General features: G+C 66.8%; 28 protein-coding genes and 1 riboswitch. Of the genes, 6 read left to right on the top strand and 22 right to left on the bottom strand.

Annotation, left to right across the window (positions count from 1 at the left end; genetic code table 11):
• Positions 1-11: 11 nt before the first annotated feature.
• From QF036_RS07615 to QF036_RS07575, 9 genes are all read right to left on the bottom strand, one after another.
• Positions 12-710 (bottom strand): DedA family protein, encoded by a 699-nt coding sequence (locus tag QF036_RS07615; RefSeq protein ID WP_307100646.1) that lies wholly within the window; start codon positions 708-710, stop codon positions 12-14.
• A gap of 102 nt (positions 711-812) precedes the next feature.
• Positions 813-1,430, bottom strand: coding sequence for a DedA family protein (locus QF036_RS07610; protein ID WP_307100644.1), 618 nt, complete (start codon positions 1,428-1,430; stop codon positions 813-815).
• Between the two features lie 2 nt (positions 1,431-1,432).
• Entirely contained in the window at positions 1,433-2,743 is a 1,311-nt protein-coding gene (locus QF036_RS07605) for a thymidine phosphorylase (RefSeq protein WP_307105827.1), read from the bottom strand.
• 8 nt (positions 2,744-2,751) lie between these two features.
• On the bottom strand, positions 2,752-3,153 hold the full coding sequence (locus QF036_RS07600) for a cytidine deaminase (protein WP_307105825.1): 402 nt from the start codon (positions 3,151-3,153) through the stop codon (positions 2,752-2,754).
• A 209-nt stretch (positions 3,154-3,362) separates the two neighbouring features.
• Complete coding sequence (locus QF036_RS07595; RefSeq protein ID WP_307100642.1) at positions 3,363-4,391, bottom strand: NADP-dependent oxidoreductase; 1,029 nt, start codon at positions 4,389-4,391, stop codon at positions 3,363-3,365.
• Entirely contained in the window at positions 4,388-4,819 is a 432-nt protein-coding gene (locus QF036_RS07590) for an organic hydroperoxide resistance protein (RefSeq protein WP_307100641.1), read from the bottom strand. The genes QF036_RS07595 and QF036_RS07590 overlap by 4 nt, the downstream gene beginning before the upstream one ends.
• Before the next feature lie 43 nt (positions 4,820-4,862).
• A complete protein-coding gene (locus tag QF036_RS07585) occupies positions 4,863-5,297 on the bottom strand; it encodes a MarR family winged helix-turn-helix transcriptional regulator (protein WP_307100639.1) in 435 nt (144 codons plus the stop codon).
• A 157-nt stretch (positions 5,298-5,454) separates the two neighbouring features.
• Positions 5,455-6,654 carry an amidohydrolase gene (locus tag QF036_RS07580; RefSeq protein WP_003798088.1) on the bottom strand — a complete coding sequence of 400 codons (1,200 nt, stop codon included), beginning with the start codon at positions 6,652-6,654 and terminating at the stop codon, positions 5,455-5,457.
• Between the two features lie 148 nt (positions 6,655-6,802).
• The gene (locus QF036_RS07575) at positions 6,803-7,936 is read right to left on the bottom strand and encodes a mannose-1-phosphate guanylyltransferase (protein ID WP_307100637.1); all 1,134 of its coding nucleotides are present in this window, start codon (positions 7,934-7,936) and stop codon (positions 6,803-6,805) included.
• 257 nt (positions 7,937-8,193) lie between these two features.
• Here QF036_RS07575 and sdhC point away from each other — a divergent pair, with 257 nt between their 5' ends.
• From sdhC to QF036_RS07550, 5 genes are all read left to right on the top strand, one after another.
• The gene (gene sdhC / locus QF036_RS07570) at positions 8,194-8,574 is read left to right on the top strand and encodes a succinate dehydrogenase, cytochrome b556 subunit (protein ID WP_076798412.1); all 381 of its coding nucleotides are present in this window, start codon (positions 8,194-8,196) and stop codon (positions 8,572-8,574) included.
• Between the two features lie 3 nt (positions 8,575-8,577).
• Positions 8,578-9,069, top strand: coding sequence for a succinate dehydrogenase hydrophobic membrane anchor subunit (locus tag QF036_RS07565; RefSeq protein ID WP_307100635.1), 492 nt, complete (start codon positions 8,578-8,580; stop codon positions 9,067-9,069).
• Positions 9,070-9,174: 105 nt separating this feature from the next.
• Positions 9,175-10,977, top strand: coding sequence for a succinate dehydrogenase flavoprotein subunit (gene sdhA, locus QF036_RS07560; RefSeq protein WP_003798095.1), 1,803 nt, complete (start codon positions 9,175-9,177; stop codon positions 10,975-10,977).
• A gap of 1 nt (position 10,978) precedes the next feature.
• Complete coding sequence (locus QF036_RS07555; protein WP_307100633.1) at positions 10,979-11,761, top strand: succinate dehydrogenase iron-sulfur subunit; 783 nt, start codon at positions 10,979-10,981, stop codon at positions 11,759-11,761.
• A 184-nt stretch (positions 11,762-11,945) separates the two neighbouring features.
• Positions 11,946-12,716: an alpha/beta hydrolase family protein gene (locus QF036_RS07550; RefSeq protein ID WP_307100631.1), complete on the top strand. Its 771-nt coding sequence runs from the start codon at positions 11,946-11,948 to the stop codon at positions 12,714-12,716.
• On the opposite strand, the gene QF036_RS07545 is transcribed toward QF036_RS07550, so the two are convergent.
• The 13 genes from QF036_RS07545 to glyA all read right to left on the bottom strand — a co-directional run bounded on the left by QF036_RS07545 (position 12,673) and on the right by glyA (position 24,680).
• Complete coding sequence (locus tag QF036_RS07545) at positions 12,673-13,737, bottom strand: YihY/virulence factor BrkB family protein (protein WP_307105823.1); 1,065 nt, start codon at positions 13,735-13,737, stop codon at positions 12,673-12,675. The two genes, QF036_RS07550 and QF036_RS07545, sit on opposite strands and share 44 nt — an antisense overlap.
• Before the next feature lie 37 nt (positions 13,738-13,774).
• Positions 13,775-14,383: a 2'-5' RNA ligase family protein gene (locus QF036_RS07540; RefSeq protein ID WP_307100629.1), complete on the bottom strand. Its 609-nt coding sequence runs from the start codon at positions 14,381-14,383 to the stop codon at positions 13,775-13,777.
• A gap of 4 nt (positions 14,384-14,387) precedes the next feature.
• Positions 14,388-15,476 (bottom strand): tryptophan--tRNA ligase, encoded by a 1,089-nt coding sequence (gene trpS, locus QF036_RS07535; RefSeq protein ID WP_307100627.1) that lies wholly within the window; start codon positions 15,474-15,476, stop codon positions 14,388-14,390.
• A 19-nt stretch (positions 15,477-15,495) separates the two neighbouring features.
• Positions 15,496-16,329, bottom strand: a complete 834-nt coding sequence (locus QF036_RS07530) for an exodeoxyribonuclease III (RefSeq protein WP_307100625.1) — start codon at positions 16,327-16,329, stop codon at positions 15,496-15,498.
• Between the two features lie 10 nt (positions 16,330-16,339).
• Entirely contained in the window at positions 16,340-16,903 is a 564-nt protein-coding gene (locus QF036_RS07525; RefSeq protein WP_307100623.1) for a hypothetical protein, read from the bottom strand.
• A gap of 62 nt (positions 16,904-16,965) precedes the next feature.
• Positions 16,966-17,799: an ABC transporter permease gene (locus tag QF036_RS07520; RefSeq protein WP_307100621.1), complete on the bottom strand. Its 834-nt coding sequence runs from the start codon at positions 17,797-17,799 to the stop codon at positions 16,966-16,968.
• Positions 17,796-18,629: an ABC transporter permease gene (locus QF036_RS07515; RefSeq protein ID WP_307100619.1), complete on the bottom strand. Its 834-nt coding sequence runs from the start codon at positions 18,627-18,629 to the stop codon at positions 17,796-17,798. Before QF036_RS07515 ends, QF036_RS07520 begins: the two co-directional genes overlap by 4 nt.
• Positions 18,622-19,557 carry an ABC transporter ATP-binding protein gene (locus QF036_RS07510; RefSeq protein WP_307105821.1) on the bottom strand — a complete coding sequence of 312 codons (936 nt, stop codon included), beginning with the start codon at positions 19,555-19,557 and terminating at the stop codon, positions 18,622-18,624. Before QF036_RS07510 ends, QF036_RS07515 begins: the two co-directional genes overlap by 8 nt.
• A 338-nt stretch (positions 19,558-19,895) precedes the next feature.
• On the bottom strand, positions 19,896-20,231 hold the full coding sequence (locus tag QF036_RS07505) for an SHOCT domain-containing protein (RefSeq protein ID WP_307100617.1): 336 nt from the start codon (positions 20,229-20,231) through the stop codon (positions 19,896-19,898).
• Between the two features lie 216 nt (positions 20,232-20,447).
• Positions 20,448-21,113, bottom strand: a complete 666-nt coding sequence (locus QF036_RS07500; protein ID WP_307100615.1) for a response regulator transcription factor — start codon at positions 21,111-21,113, stop codon at positions 20,448-20,450.
• On the bottom strand, positions 21,110-22,306 hold the full coding sequence (locus QF036_RS07495) for a sensor histidine kinase (RefSeq protein ID WP_307100612.1): 1,197 nt from the start codon (positions 22,304-22,306) through the stop codon (positions 21,110-21,112). Before QF036_RS07495 ends, QF036_RS07500 begins: the two co-directional genes overlap by 4 nt.
• Before the next feature lie 160 nt (positions 22,307-22,466).
• On the bottom strand, positions 22,467-23,366 hold the full coding sequence (locus QF036_RS07490; protein WP_307100610.1) for a bifunctional methylenetetrahydrofolate dehydrogenase/methenyltetrahydrofolate cyclohydrolase: 900 nt from the start codon (positions 23,364-23,366) through the stop codon (positions 22,467-22,469).
• Positions 23,367-23,369: 3 nt separating this feature from the next.
• Complete coding sequence (gene glyA, locus QF036_RS07485) at positions 23,370-24,680, bottom strand: serine hydroxymethyltransferase (protein ID WP_307100608.1); 1,311 nt, start codon at positions 24,678-24,680, stop codon at positions 23,370-23,372.
• Positions 24,681-24,854: 174 nt separating this feature from the next.
• Positions 24,855-24,941: riboswitch (ZMP/ZTP riboswitch) on the bottom strand.
• 42 nt (positions 24,942-24,983) lie between these two features.
• Here glyA and purU point away from each other — a divergent pair.
• Entirely contained in the window at positions 24,984-25,844 is an 861-nt protein-coding gene (gene purU / locus QF036_RS07480) for a formyltetrahydrofolate deformylase (RefSeq protein WP_307100606.1), read from the top strand.
• The last annotated feature ends 69 nt before the right edge of the window (positions 25,845-25,913 follow it).

Below are 25,913 nucleotides of genomic sequence, written 5' to 3'. Positions count from 1 at the left end.
CAGCCGCGCTGCTACGCCACGCGACTGGTCTGTTCCCGACCGCCGTCCGGGACACTGTCCTCGTCCAACGCGCGGGTCCCCTCCGGCGCAGCGGCGGCATCGTTGCGGCCGAGGCGCTTGTGCCACCAGCGGAGGGCGTGGTCGATGATGATTCCCAGGATGATGGCGAACACGACGGCGATGCCCGCGCCCAGCAGCGGGTTGTGGTGCAGCCACGGGAAGGAGCTGGCGACGAGGCCGATGCCAATCGAATAGCCCACCCAGGTGAAGCAGGCGAAGGCATCCAGCAGGAAAAACCTGCGGTGCGGGTATCCGGTGGTGCCGGCGACGTAATTCACGGCCACGCGACCCCACGGGATATAGCGCGCCGTGAATATCAGCACGGCGCCGCGCTTCTCCAGTTCGTACCGCGCCCAGCCGAAGACCTTTTGCACCCTGGGCCGGCGCATCCATTTCCAGCGCTCCAGGCCGATCTTCCGGCCCAGCATGTAGGCCATGTTGTCACCGGCCATGGCGCCAGTCAGGGCAGTCAGGCCGAGGATCCAGAGATTGGGCTCGCCGCTGTGCCGGGAGAAAGCCGCCAATGCCACGATGAGGGTCTCGCTGGGGACCACCATCGCGAACCCGTCAACGAAGAAAAACACCAGCAAAACGGGATAAATCCACCACTGACCCGCTGCATGGAGCACGGCCTCATTAATAAACTCCACGCGGGTGTTGCTCCTAGGGACTATAACAAGACGGGAAGTGACGCAAATCGCTCTTTAGTGTCCCATGGCGGGAGGATAGTCCGCTACGCCTTGATTGGAAAGTCAACGTTCTTCCAACGGATCCTTAACGCGGTTCCTGAGCCGGTTGATACCGACGTCCACCACGATGCCCAGCACGATGGCGCAGACAATGGCGATTACGGCCCCGAGCAGGTGGTTTTCCTCGAACCACTGGCCGAAGAACAGCCCGATGGCCACGGAATACGAGGCCCATAGGGTGGCGGAAAGCACAGTCAGCCCGATGAAGCGGGGATGGGAATAATGCGTGGCTCCCGCGGTCAGGTTGACCGCCACCCTGCCAATGGGGACGAACCGCGCCACGAGGATCAGCGACGCCGGCCGTTTGCGCAGCTCCCGTCCGGCCCACCGGAACGCGCGCTGCATCCGCGGCCCCCGCATCCACGCCCAGCGCTGTATGCCCACGCCCCGGCCGATGAGATAGGCGGCGTTGTCGCCGGTAAACGCGCCGAGTCCTGCTACGGCCGCGAGCAGCCACGGGTTGGGAACGTCTGCCGTCGCGGCGACGGCGGCCAGCCCCACCACCACGGATTCGCTGGGGATGGGCGGGAAGAAGCCGTCGATGACGCAACAGGCGAGGACTATGAACAGGACCCAGGGCTGGCCGGCGGCAGCCAGGATGAAGTCATTGATGGCCTGCACGGTCAGGCGATGCGGTCGATGATCAGCTGCTGGGCAGGCCTGGAACCATCCGGCGCGATGGTGACGGCGTGGTCGAGGGCCTCCCTCGCCCGGGCAAACTTCTCCGGCGTGTCCGTCAGCAGGGTCATCAGCGGTTCGCCGGCACGCACAGTTGCACCGGGCTTGGCGTGCATCCGGACGCCGGCGGCTGCCTGCACGGTGTCCTCCTTCCGTGCCCGACCGGCGCCGAGCCGCCAGGCCGCCACACCCACCGCGAACGCGTCGAGCTCCACAAGGACACCATCGGCGGGCGCGTAGATGGTTTCCGTTTCCCTGGCCACCGGCAGCTTGGCCCGCGGGTCGCCGCCCTGCGCCGCGATCATCCGGTTCCAGACGTCCATGGCCCTGCCGTCCTTGAGCGCGGCGGCGGGATCGGCGTCGGTAACACCGGCACACCGCAGCATCTCCTCCGCGAGCCTCACCGTTAGCTCGACGACATCGGCAGGGCCGCCGCCTGCAAGGACCTCAACGGTTTCCTCCACCTCGATGGCGTTGCCCGCGGTGAGTCCAAGCGGGGTGTTCATGTTGGTCAGCAGGGCCACGGTTTCCACTCCGGCGTCCTTGCCGAGGGCCACCATGGTCTCAGCCAGTTCGCGTGCGCCGGCCTCGTCCTTCATAAAGGCCCCGCTGCCCACCTTGACGTCCAGCACCAGCGAGCCTGTGCCCTCGGCGATCTTCTTGCTCATGATCGACGAGGCCAGCAGCGGGATGGACTCGACTGTGCCCGTGACGTCGCGGAGCGCGTAGAGCTTCCGGTCCGCGGGAGCGAGCCGCGCGCCGGCGGCGCAGATCACCGCGCCCACCTCCTGGAGCTGGGCCAGCATTTCATCGTTGCTCAGGGACGCGCGCCAGCCCGGAATGGACTCGAGCTTGTCCAGTGTGCCGCCGGTGTAGCCCAGCCCGCGCCCGGACAGCTGCGGCACTGCCACTCCAAACACGGCGACGAGGGGCGCGAGCGGCAGGGTGATCTTGTCCCCCACTCCACCTGTGGAGTGCTTGTCCGTGGTTACCTTCACGCCGCCGTCCGGCCGCCGGAGGCCGGAGAAGTCCATCCGTTCCCCCGAGGCGATCATCGCCGCCGTCCACTGCGAGATCTCGGCACGGTCCATGCCGTTGAGCAGGATGGCCATGTTCAGGGCGGCCATCTGCTCCTCCGCGATGACACCGCGGGTATACGCGTCGATGGTCCAGGCAATCTGCTCGGGGCTCAGTGCACCCTTGTCGCGCTTGGTCCGGATGATCTCGACGGCGTCGAACGCTTGGGTTTCCTTCAAAGGACGTGTCACCGGGTTCCCTCCAGGTGTTCGGGGCCAAATGCGTCAGGCAGCACCTGGTCCATGGTCTTGATCCCCTGCGTGGTCATCAGCTCCATGCCGGGTGCCCGGAACTCGTGCAGCAGCTGCCGGCAGCGTCCGCAGGGCATCAGCACGTTGCCGCCGCCGTCAACGCAGTAGAAGGCGCGCAGCAGGCCGCCGCCGGTCATCTGCAGGTTTCCCACGAGGACGCACTCGGCGCACAGGGTCAGGCCGTAGCTGGCGTTTTCCACATTGCAGCCACTCACCATCCGGCCGTCCGCCGTGAAGGCTGCGGCCCCCACCGGAAAGTTCGAGTAGGGCGCGTAGGCGGCCTTCATGGCGTCGAGCGCGGCGGCTTCCAGGGCCGACCAGTCAATGATGGCGCCCATTTCGTTGGCGTCGTTCTGCACGGCCGTCACCCCTTGGCGTACTGGATGCCGCTGGCCGGCACCCGGGTGCGCCGAAGCGCACTCATGAGCCCACTTTAGTGTCCTGTGGCATGTCCCGGTAACGCGTCGAGCGCGAACGGACACTTGCGACCCCTCGGGTACGGGCTCAAGTGTACGTTCGCGCTCGGGGGTGATGGCTGTTGCACGGGCTAGAGCCGGACGAGCATCTTCCCGGTGTTCCCGCCGTCGAGCATGTCAATGAAGGCCTGCGGTGCGTTCTCCAGGCCGTCGACTACGGTCTCGTCGTACCGGACGGTCCCGTCGGCGAGCCAGCCGGCCATCCGCCCGGCGAACTCGGCGGCATGCTGCCGCTGGCCGCCCACCAGGAACCCACGCAGTGTGAGCTGCTTGCCGATCGCCACGGCCAGGTTCCGTGGCGCGGCCGGCGGTTGGGTCGAGTTGTACTGGGCGATGGCGCCGCACATGGCCACGCGGCCGCCCACGTTCAGGACGGACAGCGCCGCCTCGAGATGGTCACCGCCAACGTTGTCGAAATACACGTCTATGCCGTTGCTGCCCGCGGCGGCCTTCAGCTGGTCCAGGACCGGGGCATCGCGGTAGTTGAACGCCGCATCGAAGCCCAGGTCCAGCAGCCGGGCAACTTTTTCCGGTGTGCCCGCGCTGCCGATCACCTTTGAGGCCCCCATCGCCTTGGCGATCTGCCCCACGAGCGAGCCAACCGCGCCGGCGGCACCCGAGACGAAAACGGCGTCTCCGGGCTTGAACTCCGCGACCTTCAGCAGGCCGGCGTACGCGGTGAGTCCGGTCATGCCCAGCGCACCCAGGAAGGCAGAGGCCGGGGCGAGGCTGGTGTCCACGGGAGTTGTCCGCTCCGCGTCCACCACCGCGTGCTCCCGCCAGCCGAGTTGATGTACGACGACGTCCCCCACCTTGCGCTGATCGGACCGGGACGCGATCACCTCACCCACCGCACCGCCGTCAAGCGCTTCGTCCAGCGCGAACGGTGCTGAATAGGATTTGGCGTCGTTCATACGGCCCCGCATGTAGGGGTCCACCGAGATGAACAGGTTCCGGACCAGGACCTGGCCCTCATTGAGGGCCGGGACTGCCGTCTCGGCGAGCCTGAAGTTTTCCGGGACGGGCCGTCCCGATGGGCGCGAGGCCAGCTGGATCTCGCGGGTGGCCGCCGGCAATGCGGTTGCTGCGCCGGCGCTCACGCTGCGAACTCCACCAGCGTGAGTGCGACGTCCATGTTCCCGCGCGTCACGTTGGAGTACGGGCAGATGCTGTGCGCCTTGGCCATGAGCGTCTCGGCGGTGTCGCGGTCCAGTGCCGGGAGGGCGACTTCCAGCTCGGCGGCCAGGCCGTAGCCCTCGCGGTCCTCGAGGGCGCCGAAGTGGATCTTGGCGGCGACAGCGGAGTCAGTGAGGTCTGCCTTGGCCTGCCGGCCGACCACGCGGAGGGCGGAGTGGAAGCAAGCCGCATAGCCGGCAGCGAATAGCTGCTCCGGGTTGGTGCCGTGGCCGCTGCCGCCCAGCTCCACCGGGCTGGCCAGGTTGACGTTGAGTTTGCCGTCCTTGGTGCGCGCGGAACCGTCGCGGCCTTCGCCGGATGCGAGAGCCTCGGCTGTGTAGAGAGTTTTCAATGTATTCCTTCCGGTTGGGAGGTCTGGAGGTTTGAGGGGCTGCCTACAGCGAATCGTGCAGGGCAGCTGTGAGCTTGCCGAGGGTTTCGCGCAGCTGGTCAAGTTCGCCGGGGCTCAGGCCGGCTGCGGCGGCGAGGTGCTGGGGCACGCCGGAGGCCTTGCTGCTGAGGGCCTTGCCTGCCTCAGTCAGGTGCACGGCGACGCGGCGCTCATCCGCCGCCGAGCGCCGCCGCTGCACGAGGCCCAGCGCCTCGAGACGCTTAAGGAGGGGCGAGAGGGTTCCGGAGTCAAGGCCAAGCTCCTCCCCCAGTTCCCGCACGCCACGCGGCTCGTTCTCCCACAGCACGAGCATGACGAGGTACTGCGGGTACGTCAGACCGAGCTCCTCCAGGAGCGGGCGGTAGACGGCGGTGGCAGCCCGCGACGCGGAGTAGAGGGCAAAGCAGACCTGGCGGTCAAGACGGGGAGCATCGGGCATACCCACAACGGTAGCGGGCAATTCAATTGTGCACAACTTAGTTAGTCAAAGGAAAGCGCGAACGAACACTTGCGGCCCCCGGAGCGGGGCTTAAGTGTGCGTTCGCGCCTGCCCTCGGGGCTTAAGTGTTCGTTCGCGCTGGAAGGTGTTGCGGGTCCTAGAGGTCGCGGATGGTGCGGAGTGCTGCGGCGGTGAGGACCTGGATGCCGAAGCCGAGGGCCCGCTCGTCCAGGATGTAGTCGCCACGGTGCAGATCGTACTCCTCGCCGCCGGGCGTCTTGGTGCCGAGGCGCATCATGGCCCCCGGCAGTTCGGCCAGGAACCAGGCGAAGTCCTCCCCGCCCATGGACTGCGGCGTCAGCACCACGGCTCCCTCGCCGATCTCGGCGCGTGCGGCCGCCTCGATCAGCGCCGTCTCATGCTCGGAGTTGACCACCGGAGGAACGCCCCGAGTGTGCTCCAGCCGCACGTCGACGCCGTAGGGCGCGGCCACCTGGTGTACCACTTCGTCCAGCAGTTCGCCGGCACTGTGCCAGGCATCGCGGTCCAGGCAACGCATGGTTCCGGCCATGTACCCGGTTCCGGGGATCGCGTTGGGTGCCGAACCTGCGGAAATGTGCCCCCAAACCACGGAGACGCCGCTGCGGACATCCACCCGGCGGGAAAGGACGGCTGGCACGTTAACGGCAATCTGCGCCAGCGCGAAAACAAGTTCCTCGGTGAGGTGCGGGCGCGAGGTGTGCCCGCCCCGGCCGGACAGTTCAATCCGAATGGTGTCCGACGCCGAGGTGATGGCGCCGATGCGCGTGCCGATCTTGCCCACTTCGATGCGCGGGTCGCAGTGCAGCGCCAGAATGCGGGGCACGCCTTCCAGCACGCCCTGCTCGATGCAGGAGTGCGCGCCGCCGGGCATGGTTTCCTCGGCAGGCTGGAAGATGATGCGCACGGATCCGCCCAGCGGGGACTCCTGGTGCATGCGGTGCAGCACGAGGGCGATGCCCAGCATGGTGGTGGTGTGCACGTCGTGGCCGCAGGCATGCGTGACGCCGTGGTTCTTCGAGGCGAACGGCAGTCCCGTTTCCTCGATGATCGGCAGGGCGTCGATGTCACCGCGCAGCGCCGTGGCGATCGGGCCTTCGCCGATGTCAACTGTCAGGCCGGTACCTTCGAGCCGGCGGGGCTCGAGGCCGGCAGCCTCGAGCCGCTCCACCAGTTTGTCCGTCGTCCGGAATTCCCTGAAGGACAGTTCGGGGTGCGCATGCAGGTCACGGCGAAAATCGATCAGTTCCGGCAGCAGGGGCTCGAGCCACGGCCCCACCAGGGCGGTCGGCTCAGCTTCAGTAGTGTAATTGCGCACACCTCAACTGTAGCGAGGCCGGAAAAATTAGCGGCATCGCCTTCTCCGCGTTACGTGCTCGCCGTCCCCGGTTTACTTAGGACTGGAGGGCGCACAACTGCCGCGGGCCAGCGCACTCTAGTGCACCGGCCCGCTGGAAGACGTTCTGCTAGAGGACGTCGGTGTCGCCGCTGGCTTTCAGGGCGTCCACCGCCTGCTTCACCCGCTGCGAGTGCTGCTTGGTGGTAACCAGCAGCGCATCCGGGGTATCGACGATGACGACGTCCTTGATGCCGATCAGCGCGATGACACGCTTGGTGTCCGAGACCACCACGCCGCTGGCGTTTTCGGTGAAGACGCGTGCGCCCTCGCCGAGGACGGTCACCTCGTCCACTTCCTTGGCGCTGTTGAGCCGGCCCACGGAGGCGAAGTCACCGACGTCGTCCCAGCGGAAGGAACCGGGCACGACGGCGACGTCCCCGGCCGCCGCTGCGGGCTCGGCGACTGCATAGTCAATGGCGATCTTGGGCAGGGTGGGCCAGATTCGGGCTGTGACTTCGTCACGCTGCGGGGTGTCCCAGGCCTGGGCGATTTCCTGCAGGCCGTTGAACAGCTCGGGCTGGTTCGCTTCCAGGTGCTTAAGCATGAGGGACACGGGCGCCACGAACATGCCGGCGTTCCAGACGTACTCGCCGCTGTCCACGTACTGCTGGGCAACGTCCTCGTCCGGCTTCTCCACGAACTCCACCACGGCCTGGGCGCTGGGCGCGCCGGGAATGTGCAGTGAGTTACCCGACCGGATATAGCCGAAGCCCGTGGACGGGTGGGTCGGCTTGATGCCGATGGTCACGATCTTGCCGGCCGCCGCGGTGTGGATGGCTTCCCGTACGGCGTCCTGGAAGAGACCGTCGGGGCTGATCACGTGGTCCGCTGCGAAGGAGCCCATAATGATGTCCGGATCACGCTGGTGCAGGATGGCTGCGGCCAGGCCGATCGCGGCGCCGGAGTCCTTCGGTTCGCTCTCGAGCACGAGGTCGCCGTCCTGGACCTCGGGCAGCTGGCGGCACACGGCCGCACGGTGCGCCACTCCGGTGACCACGAGGACGCGGTTGCCGGCCAGCGGTTCGAGGCGGTCGTAGGTGGCACGCAGAAGCGTGCTTCCTGAACCGGTGAGGTCGTGAAGGAATTTGGGAGCTGCTGCACGTGACAGAGGCCAGAGGCGGGTCCCCACACCGCCCGCAGGAATCACAGCGATAAAACGGCTGAGCGGTGAATCCTGGCTTGTCACTTTGTCGTTACTCATCAGTGCCTACTTTAGCCGACGCACCTCAAGGCGGCCTTTCGCCGGGGGCTGGGGTGCGGATACTGTGGCAACAGATGTGGTGTTCGTCTCAAAATAGCCGAAAATCCGTACAGTACGTGGCGGGCAAGGGACGCCTGAATTGAATAAGCTGTGAGCGAAGCCTAGATTTAGGCCTGAGCTACGAGTGCTCTCGCAGTAGGCGTTCCCCCCGCGTGGATCCCACGCCAGCGCCGCTGTGTCGCAGGGAGGTTTATTCAGTGCCGACGAAACCAGCTGGCACCTTGTACCGCGGCCGTGAAGGCATGTGGTCTTGGGTTGGACACCGCATTACTGGTGTAGTGATCTTTTTCTTCTTGTTGGTCCATGTGCTGGACACCTCGCTGGTGAGGGTGTCGCCTGAGGCCTACACCGCCGTCATCGGCGCCTACAAGAACCCGCTGATGGCCCTGGGTGAAACGGGCCTCGTCGCAGCGATCGTGTTCCACGCCTTCAACGGCCTGCGGATCATCGCCGTCGACTTCTGGAAGAAGGGCGCCAAGTACCAGCGTCAGATGCTCTGGGTGGTGCTGGGCCTGTGGGTCGTCACCATGGTCGCCTTCGCCATCCGCCACCTGTCCCTTGCGCTCGGAGGTCACTAAGCCATGTCTGCAACTGAGATCCAGTCCCCGCGCAGCGGACAGATCGGCGGCAAGCCCGAGGCCGGCAAGATCGCCCCGAAGTACCGCCGCAACGGTAGCTCGCGCGGCAACTTCGAAATGCTGGCCTGGCTGTTCATGCGTCTGTCCGGCGTTGTCCTGGTTGTGCTGATCTTCGGCCACCTCATCGTGAACCTCCTGGTGGGCGAGGGCATCCACGCCATCGACTTCGGCTTCGTTGCCGGCAAGTGGGCGGATCCGTTCTGGCAGTTCTGGGACCTGGCCATGCTGTGGCTCGCCATGCTGCACGGCACCAACGGCGTGCGCACCATCATCAACGATTACGCCGAGAAGGACTCCACCCGCTTCTGGCTCAAGATGGTCCTCTACGCAGCCTCCGCCGTCATCATCATCCTCGGCACCCTGGTGATCTTCACCTTCAACCCGTGCCCGGTCGTGGACGGCGTCCAGCTGCCCGGCGGCTTCTGCCCCGCGTAGCACCCCGTGGCGGCCCGCCATCCATTGGCGGGCCGCAATTTTGTGCGGAGACGGCTCAGACCGCCCGCTGTTTTATTGCGAATTTTGAGAGAAAGAGCGTCTGGTATGCAGGTCCATAAGTACGACGTCGTCATCGTCGGTGCCGGTGGCGCCGGGATGCGCGCCGCGATCGAGTCCGGTCAGCGTGCGCGAACAGCAGTACTGACCAAGCTGTACCCCACCCGCTCCCACACGGGTGCGGCGCAGGGTGGCATGTGTGCAGCCCTGGCCAATGTCGAGGAAGACAACTGGGAATGGCACACCTTCGACACCATTAAGGGCGGCGACTACCTGGTTGACCAGGACGCCGCCGAGGTCATGGCCAAAGAGGCCATCGACGCGGTACTGGACCTCGAGAAGATGGGCCTGCCGTTCAACCGCACGCCCGAGGGCCGCATCGACCAGCGCCGCTTCGGCGGCCACACCCGTGACCACGGCAAGGCTCCGGTGCGCCGCGCGTGCTACGCCGCCGACCGCACGGGCCACATGATCCTCCAGACCCTCTACCAAAACTGCGTCAAGCACAACGTTGAGTTCTACAACGAGTACTACGTGCTGGACCTCCTGACCGTCGAGGAAGACGCAGTACGCGAGGACGGCACGCCGTTCAAGCAGAAGCGCGTTGCCGGCGTCGTGTCCTACGACCTCGCCTCCGGCGAGCTGCACGTGTTCCAGGCCAAGTCCGTGGTGTTCGCCTCCGGCGGCGCCGGCAAGGTCTTCAAGACCACCTCCAACGCCCACACCCTGACCGGCGACGGCATGGGCATCGCGTTCCGCCGCGGCATCCCCCTGGAGGACATGGAGTTCTTCCAGTTCCACCCGACCGGCCTCGCAGGCCTGGGCATCCTCCTGTCCGAGGCCGCCCGCGGTGAAGGCGCCATCCTGCGCAACTCCGAGGGTGAGCGCTTCATGGAGCGCTACGCCCCGACCATTAAGGACCTTGCCCCGCGTGACATCGTGGCCCGCTCCATGGCCAACGAGGTGCGTGAAGGACGCGGCTGCGGACCGAACAAAGACTACGTGCTCCTTGACCTGACGCACCTTGAGCCGGCCCACATCGACGCCAAGCTGCCCGACATCACCGAGTTCGCCCGCACCTACCTCGGCGTGGAGCCCTACACGGAGCCGGTTCCGGTCTTCCCGACGGCGCACTACGCCATGGGCGGCATCCCGACGAACATCACCACCGAGGTCCTGCAGGACAACGACACCGTGGTTCCGGGCCTCTACGCTGCCGGTGAGGTGGCCTGCGTTTCGGTGCACGGCTCCAACCGCCTGGGCACCAACTCCCTGTTGGACATCAACGTGTTCGGCAAGCGCGCCGGCATCGCCGCCGCAGAGTACGCCAAGACGGCTGACTTCGTGGAGCTGCCGGAGAACCCGGAAGCGTTCACCATCCAGCTGCTGGATGTGGCCCGCAACGCGAACGGCACCGAAAAGGTCTCCGCGATCCGCAAGGAACTGCAGGACACCATGGACGCCAACATGCAGGTGTTCCGCACGGCAGACACGCTCAACCAGGTCCTGAAGGACATCGAGTCCTTCGAGGAGCGGTACACGCGCATTAACGTCCAGGACAAGGGCAAGCGCTTCAACCTTGACCTGCTGGAGGCCGTTGAGCTCGGCTTCCTGCTGGAACTGGCCAGGGTCATGACGGTTGCTGCCCTGCACCGTGAGGAATCCCGCGGCGGCCACTTCCGCGAGGACTTCCCGGACCGCGACGACGAAAAATTCATGAAGCACTCCATGGCGTACAAAGAAGACCACGCACCGGCCGACGGTTCCGCGGAGGAGGCAATCGCCGGTGTCCGGCTTGCCACCAAGCCGGTTGTCTTTACGCGCTACGAGCCGATGGTGAGGAAGTACTAATATGTCCGCTGAACTTGCTGAGCCAGCCTCCAAGATCGAACTTCCCGCCGGTGTTGGCGGCGGCGGGGAAATCCCGACGTTCGACATCACCCTGCGCGTCCGCCGCTACGACCCCGAGGTTTCCGCCGAAGCCCACTGGGATGACTTCAAGCTGACCATGTACGGCACGGACCGCGTGCTGGACGCCCTGCACAAGATCAAGTGGGACGTGGACGGCAGTGTCTCCTTCCGCCGATCCTGCGCCCACGGCGTCTGCGGTTCCGATGCCATGCGTATCAACGGCCGCAACCGCCTCGCCTGCAAGACCCTGCTGAAGGACCTGGACACGTCCAAGCCCATCACCGTAGAGCCCATCAAGGGCCTGCCGGTGGAGAAGGACCTGATCGTGGACATGGAGCCGTTCTTCCAGTCCTTCCGCGAGGTCATGCCGTTCCTCATCAACAAGGGCCACGAGCCCACGAAGGAACGCCTGCAGTCGGCCGAGGACCGTGAGCGCTTCGACGACACCACCAAGTGCATCCTGTGCGCCGCGTGCACGTCCTCCTGCCCGGTGTTCTGGACCGATGGCCAGTACTTCGGCCCGGCAGCGATCGTGAACGCCCACCGGTTCATCTTCGACTCCCGCGACGATGCCGGCGACATGCGCCTGGAGATCCTTAACGACAAGGAAGGCGTGTGGCGCTGCCGCACCACCTTCAACTGCTCCGAGGCATGCCCCCGCGGCATCCAGGTCACGCAGGCCATCGCAGAGGTCAAGCAGGCCATTCTGGCCCGCAAGATCTAACACCGTTTACCAGCGGACGTAACGGACGACGGCGTCGCTCACCATGTACGGGAACGTACGGTGGGCGGCGCCATCGTTGTATTAATCGAACTGGGCCCACGCCCGCGGGGTTCCCTGACCGAGCTTGCGAGGTTAGGGCGCGGGTGGGGAGGTTTCGACAAGCCCAACCACCAGGGAGGACCAGATGTCCCGCTCCGAAAAAGTCTCGTTCGAAGGCACCACCGGCGAACTGCTGTCCGGCATCCTCGACGTGCCGGACGGCCCCGTGAAGGGTTGGGGCGTCTTTTCGCACGGCTTCACGCTGGGCAAGGACAGCCCCGCGGCGTCCCGGATGTGCAAGGCGCTGGCCGACAACGGGATCGGCATGCTGCGCTTCGACAACGTGGGCCTCGGCGGCTCCGCAGGGCAGTGGTCCGCTGGATCATTCAGTCACAAGGTGGCGGACACCGTCCGCGCGGCGGAGTACATGCGGGCCGAGGGCCGCCCGGTTTCCCTGCTGGTGGGGCATTCCTTCGGCGGCGCCGCCGTACTCGCGGCCGCGTCTGAAATCCCGGAACTCGATGCGGTCGCCACGGTCGGGGCGCCCTTCTCCCCCAAACATGTTGCGCACGTCTTCGATGCGGCGCTGGACAAGATCCTCAGCGAAGGCAGCGCCGAGGTGGACCTGGGCGGCAAACGGGTGGAGATCCGCAGGCATTTCGTGGAGGACCTCGAGAACGCCGACCTTACGGACTGCATCCGGCGGCTGCACAAGCCCCTGATGGTCCTGCACTCCCCCACGGACAACACCGTGGGCATCGAGAACGCCAGCACAATCTTCCAGACCGCCCGCCATCCGCGGAATTTCGTCTCCCTTGAAGGCAGCGACCACCTCCTGACCGGCAAGGGGCAGGCCGCGCGGGCCGCCAAGATTATCGCGGCGTGGGCCGACCAGTACCTCGACGCCGGACACTGACGCCCACGGGGCGCGGATGCTCGGCCGGCTGGTGCCGTTCCACCGGTGTCTTGCCCGGCTGCACCTGCCGTGCCCCCCAGCCGGTGGTTTTGGCGGCCGGAGCGGCCTTCAGGTCCTCTTCGCGGATGGCCGACCAGGACGCCGCCACGAGGTAGACCCGGCTAACCAGGTTGAACCAGATCAGCAGCCCGATGATGATGGCGAACGGCGCCAGGATGGGGTTGCGTCCGGCGCCGGCGAGCAGCTCGGTGCTGAAGACCTGCAGGACCGTGGTGCCCACACCGGCGAGGATGGTCCCTTCCAGCAGCGCCTGCCGGGACAGCTTCAGGCCGCCGGCCAGGCGGAACATGATGAGCGCCGTAATCCAGCTCAGGAGCAGCGGCACGGCGATCTTGATCAGCGCCGCCGGAGGCCCTGCCACGGCCGGATCCAGCCGGAGCTGCTCGATCAGCCAGCCCGCCGCGGTGCCGAACACGAGGGACACACCCGAGCTGATAACCAGGGCGACTCCGAGCAGCAGGAGCGTTCCGGCGTCGTGTAACTTGAGGACCACGGGGTTGAGCTTGAGCGGGCCCAGCATCATCACTCCCCGAAGCCCCTCCCGGAGTCCGGCGATCCAGCCCAGGGACGTAATGACGGTAACGACGGCCGCGATGACTGCCGTCCAGCCGAGACCGTCGGGGTTCAGGAGGTCCTTCGGATCCACCAGCCCGTCGCCGCCGTTGACCTTCAGCAGCCCCGGGGCGCTCTCGGACACACTGGCGATGATCCGGTCCAGGAGGGCCGGCTGGCCGCGCAAGGCCAGCCCCGCAATGGAGAACCCCGTGGCCAGCAGGCCGGTGATGGAGAAGAACATGTTGAAGCCGGTGCCCGCACTCATCAGCGGGCCGTGCTGCCGGGTGTAGTGCTGCAGCACCCGAATGGGACGGAAGGTGTTCAGCCGGGCCTGCAGAAACTGGACCAGGGCCATGAGCCGGGGGAAGGTCCCCTGGCCGGACCTCCGGGCCTTGCCCCACTCCACCTGTTTGCGGATGACCTCCAGCTTCAGTTGGGCACGCTCAGTGGGGAGCGGTGGCTCCGTCGGCGTTTGTTGCTCGGAGGGCGTCCCGTTCGTCGTCTGGTTCGGTACCAAAGTCAAACTCTTCCCGTAGCTGCCAAATACCGCCGGTGTCGTGCTCGTAGAGTCCCATGCTAACCACCGGGAAGGTTGCCCTGTAGTCTTTCAGCACCGTTTCCGCCTCATCGAGGCTCTCCGGGGCGACGTCGTGGGCAATGGTCACATGGGGATGGTAGGCGAAGGGCAGCTCACGTTCGAGCGGGCCGGTCTGGAGCTTTTCGTGGAGGTCAACACACTCCTGGAAGCCCTCCTCCACTTTGATGAAAACCACCGGGGAGACGGGCCGGAAGGACCCTGTTCCGCAGATGGTCACCATGAACGGCGCCTGTGTCCGGGCCACTGCGCGCACGTGGTCCCGGGCCGCTTCCCAGTCGTGCGTGGGCGTGGTGGTGACGAGCGTGATGTGGGCCGGGATGACGGTGGCCATGGGGTCCCCGAAGGACGCCCGCCACCGCTGCAGTTCCTCGGCGATTTCAGGCGGGAAGGCCAGAATGACGCCGAGGCTCATTCCGTTGCTGACTCCGCTGTTGGCGGGCTTGGGGGCCGGCATCTCGCTAGCGGGCTCCGGCATACGGCAGGAAGCCGGTCTTGGCATAGACGTCTGCGAGGGTGGCAGAGGCGATGGCGCGGGCCTTGTCGGCGCCCAGCGCGAGCAGCCGGTCAAGTTCAGCCGGGTCCGCCAGGAGTTCGTTGGCGCGGTCGCGGATGGGGGTCAGCCGCTCAGTCACCACCTCGGCCAAGTCCACCTTCAGGTGGCCGTACATCTTGCCTTCGTAGGCGGCCACCAGTTGGTCGACGCTCTGCCCGGTGATGGCCGAGTAGATGGTCAGCAGGTTCGACACGCCGGGCTTGGTTTCCCGGTCGAACCGGATCTCGGTCTCCGCGTCGGTCACGGCGGACTTGATCCTTTTGGCGATGACCTTGGGGTCATCGAGCAGGTTGATCAGGCCGTTGGGCGACTCCGCGGACTTGGACATCTTGGCGGTGGGCAGCTGCAGGTCGTAGATCTTCGCCGATTCCTTCTGGATGAAGGGCTCGGGAACGGTGAATGTGTTGCCGAACCTGGTGTTGAACCGGGCGGCGAGGTCGCGGCTGAGTTCCACGTGCTGGCGCTGGTCCTCGCCCACCGGAACGCCGTGCGGCTGGTAGAGCAGGATATCCGCGGCCTGCAGGATGGGGTAGGTGAACAACCCCACACTGGCGTACTCGGAGCCCTGCCGGAGCGCCTTGTCCTTGAACTGCGTCATGCGGGAGGCTTCGCCGAAGCCCGTGATGCAGTTCAGGACCCAGGCCAGCTGGGCGTGTTCGGGCACCTGGGACTGGACGAACAGGGTGCACTTGTCCACATCCACGCCGCCGGCGATGTATTGCGCGGCCGTGACCCGCGTCCGCCGGGCCAGCTCCGCGGGGTCCTGGGGAACGGTGATCGCGTGCAGGTCCGGGATGAAGAAGATGGCGTCGTACTCATCCTGCATCCGCACCCAGTTCACCAGGGCGCCGAGGTAGTTACCAAGGTGCAGAGAGTCGGCGGAGGGCTGCATGCCGGAGAGGATGCGGTGCCGGATTCCGGCCTCTGGCGGGGTACCGTTTGCTGCTTCGGGCTGCGCGGCTGCGGCGTCGGTCACGGTGGGAGTGGAGGTCATTCGTCAGGAGCCTTAGGAACTAGAGCCGGTAGTCCACTACCAGCGGGGCATGGTCAGAGAAGCGGGTGTCCCACGAGGGCGCCCGGTCCACGACGGCCGAAACTGCTGCGGCCGCGAGGGCAGGGGTGGCCAGGTGGTAGTCGATGCGCCAGCCAGTGTCGTTGTCGAAGGCCTGGCCGCGCTGCGACCACCAGGTGTAGGGGCCGTTGACGTTGCCCGCCAGGCCCCTGTGAACATCCTTCCAGCCGATCTCCTCACCGAAGAAGCGGTCAAAGTAGGCGCGCTCCTGGGGCAGGAAGCCGGCACGCTTGACGTTGCCCTTCCAGTTCTTGATATCCAGCTCGGTGTGGCCGACGTTCAGGTCACCGGTGACCAGGGCGTGGTCGCTGTGCTTGGTGAGCTCGGGCAGACGCGTGCTCATGACATCCAGGAAGCGGTATTTGTCGTCCTGTTTGGGGGTGCCTGCCTCGCCGGAGTGCACGTAGGCGCTCACGACGGTCAGCTGGGAGGCGTTGCCTTCGGCGTCGCGGACCCGGAAGTCCGCCTCCACCCAGCGGCCGGCCGTGGCGAAGTAGTCATCGCCGATGTGGTCACGGGTGACGAGGGGCTCCTCGCGGGAGGCGATGGCGACGCCGGCGCGGCCCTTGGCCTCGGCTTCGGCGTGCAGGATGTGCCACCCTTCGCCGATGAGCTGGCGCACGATCGCGTCAGGGGCCCGGACTTCCTGCAGGGTCAGGATGTCCACTTCGCGGGTCGCCAGCCACTCGGCCATGCCCTTTTTGTAGGCAGCGCGGAGGCCGTTGACGTTGACTGTTGCGATGCGAAGGTGGTCCTTCTTCAATGCCGAGCTCACCCGTTCCACTCTAGTCGATGATGGTTCCGGTCACGGGCTCGCCGGAGCCGCCGGACGACTTGATCATGTCACGGGCGTTGGTGGCGGTGATCTCAATGGTCTCGAGGGCGCGGCGGATAGTGTCCTGGTCCGCGGCTGCACCCTTGGCCCGCTCCTGCTCCACCACGCGCACCTGCACCTGCACGATCTTGAAGGAGTGGTCCAGCTTCATGTCCCGGAGCTCCTCCGCCTCGCCGCGTTCACGGACCAGGCGGGTACCGCCGTGGTCGGCCGAGACGGTGGAGGGTGCGCGGCCGGTGGCGGCGTTGAACGCGTTGTGCGCCTCGTTGATCTTGGCTCCGGCCTTCTTGGCCGCCCGCTGGATGCTGAAGACCACGAAGGAGGCGAGCGCCAGCCAGAACAGTGCGATGACGGCAACAACCCAGCCGACGACGTCGTTCTGGTTGGCGGCGAAGATCACTGCCACCAGGAAGGCGGTGATCAGGACCAGCAGGCCCGGACCGCTGATGCGGAACATGGAGAATCCGCCCCGGCCGGGGGTGGATGACGACTTGGAGCTGCCCAGAGATTGCATGCAGCTATTCTCTCAAATCCACGGAGCGCCCCAGGACGCTTCCACCGGCGGCGAACACCTGCCTACTTCAGGAACAGGCTCCGCAGCCTGCCGGTGGTGAGCATGAGGCCCAGCACGATCATCACCAGGTAGTAGCCCACGTGGATGGCGGTGGCCGGGGTGAAGGCGGCAGCGCTGATCTGCCGCAGCAGCTCCACCCCGTGCCACAGCGGCATGGCCTGGATCAGCCACTGGATGTACTGCGGGTAGACGCTCAGTGGATAGAAGGTGGCACTGAAGAGGAACATCGGCAGCATGATGAAGTTCACCCAGTCCATCTGCTGGAAAGTCTTCATGAAGCTGGTGATGCCCATGCCGAAGCTGGCGAACCCGAAGGCGATCAGCACCGAGGCCGGAATCATCAGCAGTGCCCACGGAGTGGTGATCAGGCCCATCAGCCCCATGACTGCCGTGAACCCGGTGGCGTACAGCAGGCCGCGCAGCAGCGCCAGGAAAATCTCGCCGATGGCCACGTCCAGCGGCCCGAGCGACGTGTACAGCATCCCCTGGTAGAGCCTGGCGAAGTTCATCTTGAAGAAGACGTTCCAGGTGGAGTCGTACACCGCCCCGTTCATGGCCGAAACCGCCAGGAGCGCCGGCGCGATGTACGCCGCGTAGCTGATCTCCTGGCCACCCGGACCGGTGACGGAGCCCACCACGGCGCCCATCCCGACGCCCATCGAAATCAGGAACAGCACCGGCTCGAAGAACCCGGACAGCATGACCAGCCAGTTGCTGCTCTTGGTGGCCATCAGCCCGCGCCCGATCACCGCACGGGCATTGCGCGAGTACAGCGGGCCGAAGCGCCTGTTCCGGGCTTCCTCCGTGACGGCGTGGCCCTGGGTCAGGACTGTCACTGTCCCATCCTCCTGACGAATTGGCGCTTGGTGAGGACCCAGCCGAACCAGGCCAGTGCCAGCAGGAACACGACATGGATGATGGTCAGCACCGGGGACTCCTCGTAGCCGAAGGTCATCACCCGGCCCAGCTCCGTGCCATGCCAGATGGGCGAGATCCAGCCGATCCAGCGGACCAGCACGGGCAGCGTGTCCAGCGGGAAAAACGTGCCAGAGAACAGGAACAGCGGCATGACGATGAACCGCATCACCATGGCGAACTGGCCCTTGTCCTCCTTGATGGATGCCGCGTAGGCCATGAGCGGCAGGCCGAACGAGAGCCCGGCCAGGGTGGCCACCAGCACGGAGCCCCAGCCCCAGCCACTGGGTGATGCGCCGAACATCGCCACGATGACGAAGTAGATGACGGACTGCAGCAGGAACCGCAGTGTCACCGCGATGATCTGCCCGGCCGCGATCTGCTCGGGGGTCAGCGGGCTGGCGTGCGGACCGTAGTAGACCCGGCGCCATTTAAAGCCGTCCATCACCGGGAACGTGAATTCGTTGGCTGCGGTCATGACCGCGGCAGACACCAGCAACGCCGGGGCGATGAAGGCGATGTAGCTGACCCCGCCGAACGCGGAGACAGCGTTGGTGTCCACCAGCGTGGCCAGGCCGACGCCCATCGCGAACAGGTACGCCGCGGGCTGGCCCACGCTGTACAGGAAGATGGACCAGCCGTACCCCTTCATGACGCGCAGGACCTGCTCGGCGTAGTAGAAGGCGCCCCAACGCCGCGCCCTGGCGGCCGACACCTCGGGAGGGTGGGCGCGCAAGGTGCGCTCAGTCAACGAGGCTCCTGCCGGTGAGCCGGAGGAACACGTCCTCCAGCGAGGACCTGCGCACCAACGAGGTCAGCGGCCGCAGTCCGCGCGCGGAGACTTCCTCCAGTGCCGCCTCGCCGTCGTGGGTGTAGATCAGCACGCGGTCCGGGAGTGTTTCCAGGCGTTCGCCGATGCCTTCGAGCTCGGCCCCGATGCTCGCGTTGCGCTCCGATCCGAACCTCAGCTCCAGGACCTCGCGGGTGGAGTAGTCCCGGATGAGCGCGGCCGGCGAGCCTTCCGCCATGATCCGGCCCTTGTCCACCACGATCAGCCGGTCGCAGAGCTGCTCCGCCTCATCCATGTAGTGCGTGGTGAGGATGAGCGTGACGCCCTGCTCCTTCAGCCGGAACAACCGGTCCCAGAGGATGTGCCGCGCCTGCGGGTCCAGGCCGGTGGTGGGCTCGTCGAGCAGCAGGATGCGGGGCTCGTTGATGAGTGAGCGCGCGATGGTGAGGCGGCGTTTCATGCCGCCGGACAGGGCGTCCACCTTGGACTTGGCTTTATCCGTCAGCTGCGCGAACTCGAGCAGCTCGTCGGCCTTGGGTTTGAGATAGCTCATGGGCAGGCCGAAGTAGCGGCCATAGACCAGCAGGTTGTCCCGGACCTTGAGTTCCTCGTCCAGGTTGTCCTGCTGCGGCACGACGCCCAGGTGTGCGCGCACTTCGGGACCGTTCTGCTCGGGGTCCAGCCCCATGATGGTCAGCTTCCCGGAGGTCCGCTGGGACACCCCGCCGATCATTTTCATGGTGGTGGACTTCCCCGCGCCGTTGGGGCCGAGCAGCCCGAAGGACTCCCCCGCCGGGACGCTGAAGGAAATGCCGTCGACGGCGGTGACGTCGCCGTAGGTCTTGGTCAGGTTCTCTGCGGTAATCACGTACCGCAGCGCGGCGGGCACGGCGCCGGGTTCTGTTTCGTTGGTGGGCCCTGTCTCGTTGGCGGGCACAGGCTTCTTGGACGTTCCTTCGGCGGAATGGAGTTCGGGCACCCCATTACGCTAGTACGCGGCACGGGCCAAAGGAATAGCTAAATCTCAAAAAATCCGGACCGCAACGTGGGCCCACGCCCGCCGGGTTCCCTGGCCGTGGAGCCGCTCGGGCGAGGGCCCCCGGCCCGAGCTTGCGAGGGCAGGGAGCCGGATCGGACTTGCGAGGGAAGGGGGCGGGTGGGAGGGTCAGGTACCGCCCAATTCCGAGGCGGCACTGGGCGATATCTGACCCCGCGTTGCGGTTGGCGTTACCTGCGGTTCCCCCCAGATTCCCTCCGGGAGTCGCCGCGGAGGACCTCCAGGCGCTGGCGGTATTCGCTCTCGTCAATTTCGCCGCGTGCGTAGCGCTCCCGCAGGACACTCTCACCGCCGCGGGCCGTGGCCCACTCGTGGTTCCTGCGCCAGGTGCGGCGGGCGAAGAAGATGATCAGTCCGATCACCAGGATCCAGAACAGCGGGAACAGCAGGAACCATGGCGAGAATCCGGTGCCCCACGGGCCTGCGCCCCAGGGACCATGGGCGACGGGATCGGCCAGCAGCTGCGCGGACTGGACCGCGAAAGTGGTGGCCAGGGATGAAGTCATGTCATGCTCCCAAAATCTCGGTAAGGGCCGTCCTTCGGCTCTGCTTCGAGTCTGGCCGTCCGACGGCGGCGGGTCGTCCGACGGCGGGAGTCACTTTGGGTGCCCCGCGTACTCCGCCGGGAGGCCGGCCCCTGCTGCCTCAGCCGGACCCCGCAGCCCCTACACCGCCCAGAACCCCTAGCCCGGCGAGCCAGCACCCCTGACCGCCCAGCATCCCTAACCGGCCCAGCCGGGCCGCACGAGCCCCGATTCGTAGGCGAGCACCACCAGCTGTGCCCGGTCACGGACCAGCAGCTTGGTCATGATGCGGGAGACGTGCGTCTTGGCCGTGAGGGGCGTGATCACCAGCCGTTCCGCGATCTCCGCGTTGTTCAGCCCCTCGCCCACCAACCGCAGGACCTCGCGTTCACGTTCGGTGATGTTCACCAGCAGCACCGGGGCCGCCGTCGCCCGGGACTGCAGCGCCAGCTGGGCCATGATGCGCCGAGTGACGGACGGTGAGAGCAGGGCGTCGCCCTCGTGGACCACGCGGACGGCGCGGAGCAACTCCTCGGGCTCGGTGTCCTTCACCAGGAACCCTGCCGCCCCAGCCCGCACCGCCTCCGCGATGTATTCGTCCAATTCGAAGGTGGTGAGGATGATGATGCGGGTGCCCGCGAGGCCCTGGTCGGCCATGATTTTCCGGGTGGCCTCCAGCCCGTCCGTCTCGGGCATCCGGATGTCCATCAGCACCACATCCGGATGCTCGCGCGCCGCCAGGCGGACGGCGTCGCGGCCGGTTCCGCACTCGGCCACCACCTCCATGTCCGGTTCGGCGTTCAGGAGGGCGCGGAAGCCGGCGCGGATGAGGGTCTGGTCATCGGCCAGCAGGATGCGGATCACCGCGCCTCCCGTTCCGGTCCGGGCACGGGTGGGGACGGCGGTCCGGCCAGCGGAATCACGGCCCGGACCCGCCGGCCGGGACGCAGCGGCGACAGGTTCAGCGGCGCCAGGTGAAGCGAACCGCCCGCGGCGGCCGCCCTCTCCCGCATCCCCGTCACGCCGTTGCCTTCCGGCACCCCGGCGGCTCCGGCGCCGTCGTCGTCAATGGTCACGGTGAGCTGCTTTCCGGCGTTCCCCGCCGGCGTCGTTCCCTCCAGTGAGAGGACGACGGCGGCCTTCCGGGCGCCGGAATGCCGCACCACGTTGGTGAGTGCCTCCTGGACGATCCGGTACGCCGCTTCCTGGACGGCGTCCGGAAGCTGGTGCACAACGGCCGCCTCCGGCTGGGTCAGGCTGACCTCGAGCCCGGCGCGGCGGGCGTCGTCGGCGAGCCCCGGGATCCGGTCCAGCCGCGGCGGCGGTGCGGGGCTCAGCGGGGCGTCCTCGCGGAGCACGCCCAGGAGCTGGCGGACCTCGGCCAGTGAATCCTTGCTTGCTGCCTTGATGGCTTCCAGCGCGGGGCGGAACTGGGTGGGGTCCTTCTCCCCCAGGTGCAGTGCCACCGAGGCGCGGACATTGATCAGCGACAGGGAATGGGCAACCACGTCGTGGATGTCCCGGGCGAGGGCCAGCCGGTACTCGTCGCGGGCAGCCTGCTCGCGGGCCTCGTGCTGGCGGCGGCGTTCCGCCACCCGTTCGGTGCGCAGCCGAATGCCCTCCCCCATCAGCACCAGAATGGCCAGCCACGAGGTGCCGGCAAATGCCCGGACCAGGGCGAACTCGTCGCCGCTGCCCGCCGCGCCGGCCACCAGGACGGCCGCGCATGCGCCGGCCACGGCCCACGTCTGCCAGCGCTTGCCGGCAGCGGCGGAGAGCACGATCGCCAGCGCCAACGACAGGAACACCGGACCCCACGCGTAGCCAAGGGCCAAATACGCCACGACGGACGCCGCCGCGGCCGGAAGCATCACGAGCGGGGCACGGCGCCGCAGCGACAGGGAAGCCGGTCCGGCCAGCAGCAGGACGAACGCGAGGGCATCCAGCGGGCGGTGGTCCGGCTGCCGGGCGGAGGCGAACACGGTGCCCACCACCTCGAAGACGGCCACGGCAACCACGATGGCTGCTGTGGGCGGTCCCCGGAAACGGCGCTGCATAGGTCCGAGCCTAGCCGGGAAGGCCCCGCCCGTCGTCGGCTTAACGGCGTAGGGCGCCTACTCCCGGAGGAGTAGACGCCCTACGCTTGACTGGTTGAGCCGGGGGCCCCGCCCGCCGGGTTCCCTGGCCGAGCTTGCGAGGTCAGGGAGCGGGTGGGGATTACGCGATGCCCGCGTGGCGTTCCGCGGTTTCCACCACGTTGGCCAGGAGCATGGCGCGGGTCATCGGACCCACGCCGCCCGGGTTCGGGGACAGCCAGGCGGCGACGTCGGCGGCGTCGGGGTGCACGTCACCGGTGACCACTGCCTTGCCGGTGCCGTCGTCAACACGGCTCACGCCGACGTCGAGCACGATGGCGCCCGGCTTCAGGTCCTCCGCCTTGACCAGGTGCGGCACGCCGGCAGCGGCGATCACGACGTCGGCCTGCCGGAGTTCGGCGGGCAGGTCGGCGGTGCCGGTGTGCGCCAGAACGACGGTGGCGTTGACGTCCTTGCGGGTCAGCAGCAGGCCCACCGGGCGACCGATGGTCACGCCGCGTCCCACGACGAGGACGCGTTTGCCCTTCAGGTCAATGCCGTGGCGGCTAAGCAGTTCCACGCAGCCCTTGGGGGTGCAGGGCAGCGGGGACTTCATGGGGCCGCTGATGTTGGCCACGAGGCGGCCCAGGTTCATCGGGTGCAGGCCGTCGGCGTCCTTGTCCGGATCCATGGCCTCCAGGATGACGTCCTGGTCGATGTGCTTGGGCAGCGGCAGCTGGACGATGTAGCCCGTGCACTCCGGGTTGTCGTTCAGCTCGCGGACCACGGCCAGGAGCTCGTCCTGGGTGGTTTCCTCAGGCAGGTCGCGGCGGATGGAGTTGATGCCCACCTCGGCGCAGTCCTTGTGCTTGCCGCCCACGTACCAGGTGCTGCCGGGGTCAGACCCCACCAGAATGGTGCCCAGTCCCGGAGTGACGCCCTTGGCCTTGAGTGCGGCCACGCGTTCGGTCAGCTCGGCCTTGATGGCAGCGGCGGTAGCCTTGCCGTCAAGGATCTGCGCGGTTTTTGCGGTTTCAGTCACGGATCACCACTGCTCGTGCTGCGGGTACAGCGGGAAGTCGGCAGCGAGCTTGTCCACGCGGGCCTGCAGGGCATCAATATCGACGCTGCCGGAGGTGCCCTTAACGAGCGCGGTGGCGATGATCTCGGCAACCTCGGTGAATTCGGTGGCGCCGAAGCCGCGGGTGGCCAGGGCCGGGGTACCGATGCGCAGGCCAGAGGTGACCATCGGCGGGCGCGGGTCGAACGGCACGGCGTTGCGGTTGACGGTGATGCCCACGGAGTGCAGGAGGTCCTCGGCCTGCTGGCCGTCCAGCTGCGAGTTGCGCAGGTCCACCAGCACCAGGTGAACGTCGGTGCCGCCGGTGAGGACGGAGACGCCGGCCTCGGCAACATCGGGCTGGTTGAGGCGGTCGGCGATGATCTTGGCGCCTTCCAGGACGCGTTCCTGGCGCTCCTTGAATTCGGCGGTGCCGGCGATCTTGAACGCCACGGCCTTGGCGGCGATGACGTGCATGAGGGGTCCGCCCTGCTGGCCCGGGAAGACGGCGGAGTTGAGCTTCTTGGCCCATTCCTGCTTCGCCAGGATGACACCGGAGCGCGGCCCGGACAGCGTCTTGTGCACGGTGGAGGTGACGACGTCGGAGTGCGGGACCGGGCTCGGGTGCAGTCCGGCGGCGACGAGGCCGGCGAAGTGCGCCATGTCGGTCCAGAGCAGGGCGCCTACCTCGTCGGCGATCGAACGGAACGCGGCGAAGTCGAGGTGGCGCGGGTACGCGGACCAGCCGGCGATGATGACCTGCGGCTTTTCGGCGATGGCCTGCTCGCGCAGCTTGTCCATGTCGATCCGGAAGTTGCCTTCCTCGACCTGGTAGGCGGCAACTTCGTAGAGCTTGCCGGAGAAGTTCAGCTTCATGCCGTGCGTGAGGTGACCGCCGTGTGCCAGGGAGAGGCCCAGGATCTTGTCCCCCGGGGTGATCATGGCGTGGAGCGCGGCAGCGTTGGCCTGCGCGCCGGAGTGCGGCTGGACGTTGGCGTACTCGGCGTCGAACAGGGCCTTGACCCGGTCGATCGCCAGCTGCTCGGCGACGTCCACGTACTCGCAGCCACCGTAGTATCGGCGGCCCGGGTAGCCCTCGGCGTACTTGTTGGTCAGAACGGAGCCCTGGGCTTCCATAACCGCGCGGGGGGCGAAGTTTTCGGAGGCGATCATTTCCAGGGTGCCGCGCTGGCGGCCGAGTTCCTGGTCCAGTACTGCGGCGATCTCGGGATCGAGTTCAGCCAGCGGCTGGTTGCTGACGAAGGAGGTACTAACGGAAGTCGGTGAAGTGGTCACGAAGAACTCCTGGCTAGGGATGGGCACTGCTAAAGGTCAGGCTACCGGCTGGAACGTTGCTCCGCCCTTAGATGACAACCATCCGGAATGGCTTCCGGCGCAGGTCTATTAAGGGCGCCGCAGCGCACTGGGGTGGCTGCTCTTCGAGAAGCGCAGCGCTACCGGCAAAACATGACCCTCGGCCCAGGCGTACGATCCGTGGTCTTCGTGAATGCCGCTCCCTGGTGGTTAGCCACCCAAACGCCAGTTGCGACGCCACCACACTATCAAAAGCGGGACCGACGCGCGGGTAGGCTGTTCTTCGTGAATGAAGACCAGCTCGCCAAATCGTACGTAGTAACCCTGTCCTGCCCGGACCGCCCCGGAATTGTGCACGCCGTTGCCGGCGCCCTGCTCGTGGCGGGCTGCAATATTACGGACTCACAGCAGTACGGCAGCGAGTCCACCGGGACCTTCTTCATGCGCGTGGAAGCCACCACCACCGCCTCCCAGACCGAGGTGGTTGCTGCCCTGGAGCCGGTGGCCGAAGCCTTCGGCATGCAGTGGAGCCTGGACCCCGTGGGCCGGAAGGTCCGCACCGTGCTGATGGCCAGCAAGTCCGCCCACTGCCTGAACGACCTCCTGTTCCTGCAGCGCTCCGGCACCCTGCCCATCGAGGTTCCCGCGATCGTCTCCAACCACCGGGACCTGGCCGGTCTTGCCGAGTTTTACGGCATTCCGTTCCACTACATCCCGGTGACGGCGGACACGAAGGACCAGGCCGAGGACCAACTCCGCAAGATCATCGCCGAAGAAGGCGTCGAACTGACCGTCCTTGCCCGTTACATGCAGATCATCTCCGACGACCTGTGCACCGAACTGACCGGCAAGGCGATCAACATCCACCACTCCTTCCTGCCATCCTTCAAGGGCGCCAAGCCGTACCACCAGGCCCATGCCCGCGGTGTGAAGCTGATCGGCGCCACCGCACACTACGTCACCGCCGCCCTGGACGAGGGCCCAATCATTGAGCAGGAAGTCATCCGGGTGGACCACGCGCGCACGCCGGAACAGTTCGTGCAGATGGGACGGGACGTGGAGGGCCGCACCCTAGCCCAGGCCGTGCAGTGGCATGCCGAACACCGCGTGCTCCTGGACGGCAACCGGACGGTCGTCTTCAACTGACGCTCGGCCGATAACTGCTACCCCGCCGCGGGCGGTGTGCCCGCAGCGGCGGTTTTCGCTGGCGGTTCA

This window comes from Arthrobacter globiformis, from assembly GCF_030817195.1.
GTDB lineage: Bacteria > Actinomycetota > Actinomycetes > Actinomycetales > Micrococcaceae > Arthrobacter > Arthrobacter globiformis_D.
The sequence above is the reverse complement of the archived record's forward strand: the minus strand, read 5'-3'. Positions and strand labels throughout refer to the sequence as shown.

Excerpts from the sequence above, each read along its gene's own strand:
- QF036_RS07505 (WP_307100617.1), bottom strand. The coding sequence starts at position 20,231 with ATGACTTCATCCCTGGCCACCACTTTCGCGGTCCAGTCCGCGCAGCTG.
- QF036_RS07540 (WP_307100629.1), bottom strand. The coding sequence starts at position 14,383 with ATGCCGGCCCCCAAGCCCGCCAACAGCGGAGTCAGCAACGGAATGAGC.
- sdhA (WP_003798095.1), top strand. The coding sequence starts at position 9,175 with ATGCAGGTCCATAAGTACGACGTCGTCATCGTCGGTGCCGGTGGCGCC.
- QF036_RS07550 (WP_307100631.1), top strand. The coding sequence starts at position 11,946 with ATGTCCCGCTCCGAAAAAGTCTCGTTCGAAGGCACCACCGGCGAACTG.
- QF036_RS07585 (WP_307100639.1), bottom strand. The coding sequence starts at position 5,297 with ATGCCCGATGCTCCCCGTCTTGACCGCCAGGTCTGCTTTGCCCTCTAC.
- trpS (WP_307100627.1), bottom strand. The coding sequence starts at position 15,476 with ATGACCTCCACTCCCACCGTGACCGACGCCGCAGCCGCGCAGCCCGAA.
- QF036_RS07525 (WP_307100623.1), bottom strand. The coding sequence starts at position 16,903 with ATGCAATCTCTGGGCAGCTCCAAGTCGTCATCCACCCCCGGCCGGGGC.
- QF036_RS07600 (WP_307105825.1), bottom strand. The coding sequence starts at position 3,153 with ATGGGCGCCATCATTGACTGGTCGGCCCTGGAAGCCGCCGCGCTCGAC.
- QF036_RS07565 (WP_307100635.1), top strand. The coding sequence starts at position 8,578 with ATGTCTGCAACTGAGATCCAGTCCCCGCGCAGCGGACAGATCGGCGGC.
- QF036_RS07495 (WP_307100612.1), bottom strand. The coding sequence starts at position 22,306 with ATGCAGCGCCGTTTCCGGGGACCGCCCACAGCAGCCATCGTGGTTGCC.
- QF036_RS07575 (WP_307100637.1), bottom strand. The coding sequence starts at position 7,936 with ATGAGTAACGACAAAGTGACAAGCCAGGATTCACCGCTCAGCCGTTTT.
- QF036_RS07555 (WP_307100633.1), top strand. The coding sequence starts at position 10,979 with ATGTCCGCTGAACTTGCTGAGCCAGCCTCCAAGATCGAACTTCCCGCC.